Source organism: Pedobacter sp. 05L430 (genome assembly GCF_056397585.1).
Window position 1 is genome coordinate 1 of the sequence record NZ_JBFTNT010000396.1, and the last position, 3,242, is coordinate 3,242.

The following is a 3,242-nucleotide window of genomic DNA, read 5'->3' on the forward strand; positions in this document are numbered from 1 at the left end:
GCCTGGAGCATCGTCGGTAACACATTTGCATCAACAAAAACAGAGATTACGGTTCCTATATCCTTGCGAAATTTTTGCAGTGGTTTTACCACTGTGGCAATCATATCTGTACAGGATCCTACTGATTCCGCAAATACAATTTCAGCGTGATTGGTTTCTTTTAGTATTTCAATCAAACTGTCTACTTTATCATAATTACAACAAAAACAACCATCGGTCACTTCCATTACTGGAATATTTGCATTACGGATGAATCTGGTATCTACCAACTGAACCCCTTGGTCGTTAGTAATTACACCAACGTTCACATTCTCTTTCATTAATTGAGCGCATGCATTTCGAATAGCCGTTGTTTTACCGCTACCCAGGAAACCGCCGATCAGATATAATTTCATCGTTTCTATTTTAATTTATATACTTTACAACTACGACAATCGTGTTTCTTTACCTGCTATCAGTACTTTTTTAACTGGTATTTTACCGTAAGCAATGTTAAGTGATGCTTTATTATCTTTAAAACTTACTGTACCGAAACCTGAATTTGTCGATAGGAAGCTGGTAAAATCTCCTACTTTGGAATCTACATGTAAGGTCTTGTCTACGGCATCATAGCGTACTCCGGTAAGCCCTTGTATCATTCCGTAGCTAGACATTGCCCTGGCATACCAGTGCCCACATTCATATTCATTAAAAGGATTACGCACTCGGCCATCATATCGGTCGCGACAAGCCTTTACAATATCCAGACCTTCATTCACTTGCCCCATAAGCATCAGATGGGATGCTACCTGATACTCAATTCCTGTCCACACTTCATTGCTGTAAACAAAGGGCAGAGACAACATCCCTCCTTTCGGCCATGAACATAACAAAAGGCCGCCTTCATGCCCTGCAGCATATGATGGACGCTGAGGGTTTACGTGGTCACTTAAATCTGCCTTCAGATTGTATTTGTGAACAGATAATAAATGACTTTTGGTCTTTTCAACATCCAACGGTTCTTCAAGTCCGCACATTCTGGAAATCCATCCGCCAAGAATACCATCAGATAAGCAACCTGTTCCATACTGATATTTTGGTCCCTCTTTCTTTAATATTTCTAATGCTTCAGCAGTATATTGAGTAGCAAAAGATTTTTCATTTACTGGATTTGGCGCGTTTAACCCTGTCCACTGAATTTTCTGATTAAAATATTCTCCATTATATAACTCACTTTCCATGAACTTTTTGCCGGCAGTGTAGAGTGTCTTATATTTTGATATATCTTTTTTAAGAAACTGTCCCATCTTAATAATTGCATTAAGGGCTCCCAGGTAAAAACTCGTACACATCCCGTCAGGTCCCCAGAACTCAATATCATAGGTATTATGATGCGGCTCTTCGACAATTCCCTTGCTTCTTGGATCCCAGGTGTTAATTGCATAATCCATGCTCGTTTTTACCATTGGATATATTTTTTTTAACCATATGGCATCACCACTAATTCTCCATTCTCTGTATACTTTCATGATGCCCCCAAGCTGGCCATCTGCAGCAGCATGAAAATCATGTTTAGCCGGACTAATAGGCATATTTGCCCTAAATTGCTGATGCCCTTCAAAATTTTGATTTTCACAGAACTCTGTAGTTCTCAAACTCCTTTCCAGGGATGGAAAAAGATGAGGAATTGCCTGTGCGTAATTCCATACGTGTGTACAACTACCATGACAGCACCCACCATCATCTCCGCACCCTTCCCAGCTCCACAAACGACCATCATATTGTCTCAATACTGTTGGCGATTTAAGGATAGTCAGGTTTGCCGCAACGGCTTCAACAACTGCCGGAGGTAAAGTACTCGAGTAAAAAGCATCACGGAATATTGCTGACTTCTTTTGCAGTTCCTCATAATTATCTTTCCAATAAGCTGCAGCCTCTTCTATGCCTTTAAATTTACTGCTATACCAGGGTTTGTAATTTCGATCATTGTAAGTTGACTTCTCTTCCAAACCAATTGCATAGGGGGTTACACAACAATCCGCCGATTCAGCCTTTTTTGGATCAACGACCACATCTCCAATATGAAGATCTGAATCCGGAACATACCAGGCCATCATAAGCCTGATGGTTTTTTGTTCTCCTGCGTTTAATTTAAACGGAACAAATAACGAAGCACCAGGTGCATCTGAATCAGGCTCCTGAGCCTTAACTTTTCCCTCTTTAATTGTATTCCAAACCATGGTTAAAGGGTCAAACCATCCACCTCTGAACCAACAATAATCCACAGTTGCAGGTTCATGGGTGAAAATAGCAAAGTCTGTTTTTAAATGTGGTTTTTCAGTTGTTCCTTCCTGCGACAGAATGAATCCATTTGATAACTTTTTAATGGCTCCTTTTTGGCCGCCCTGTAACACAAAATTTCTTGCATTATAAGAAAAGACTGCTTCAATAGTTTCTGAAGTATTGTTTGTGAATTTATATTCTAATGCACCTGCTGGTAAGCTTGAGTTGTCTTCGTCAGTTGGAATAAATGGACTCCATCCCAAAATCTGTGTTGTTAACGGTATGTCCTTTTCTTCAAGATCAATAGTTGCAAATGGAAACCGATCTGTAAATACAGCACTGTTGAATCTTGGCAAACCGTAGTTACTCCCGCTAGCCCCATTACCCGTACCGCGCTGACCAAACATCTTCCACTCTTCAATTGGCCCTTCCAATACCCGTGCTACCGTTTGTTTGCCTTTTACAGCAATTGCGGCAAACATATTGGGCTCATGAAATATTTCAGGTCTGTTGCGAATAGACATATGAGATATGGCTCCGCTACCTTCTAAACAGAACATCCCAGAACCCAAACCACCAATCGGAAATGCTACTCTTCTGAGATTTTCGTTTTTATAGCTGGTATTATAAGCTCTTTTTATATTCTTTTCATCCTGTTTTAAAGACGCCTGTAAAGTTTCATTTACCTTATCAGGCGTATCGCTTCCGGCTTCGGCCATCATCACCGATGGCATCGCAGTGAGTCCGATACCGCCGATGGTTATTTTCTTTATAAATGAACGTCTGTTATCATTATTTTTCATCAGTACTATAATTAGTGATGGTTATAATTAAATAGTTGTTTCCAGATATTTTCCTAATCTTTCATATTTTTCGTACCTCAAGTCATACAAATGTGCCAGTCTGTCATCAGGATGGTAGGTTTTATCAAATCCTTTCCCTATTGCGTTCATTGCTTCATTCACATTAGAATAGATACC

The 3,242-nt window shown here is 39.9% G+C and carries 2 protein-coding genes; both read right to left on the bottom strand.

Features of this window, described 5'->3' with window-relative positions:
* Positions 1-395, bottom strand: a 395-nt coding sequence (locus AC1DG9_RS25405; protein ID WP_477635498.1) for a GTP-binding protein, incomplete at its 3' end; no start/stop codon positions are given.
* Between the two features lie 30 nt (positions 396-425).
* The gene (locus tag AC1DG9_RS25410; RefSeq protein WP_337716074.1) at positions 426-3,065 is read right to left on the bottom strand and encodes a GH116 family glycosyl hydrolase; all 2,640 of its coding nucleotides are present in this window, start codon (positions 3,063-3,065) and stop codon (positions 426-428) included.
* Positions 3,066-3,242: the final 177 nt, after the last annotated feature.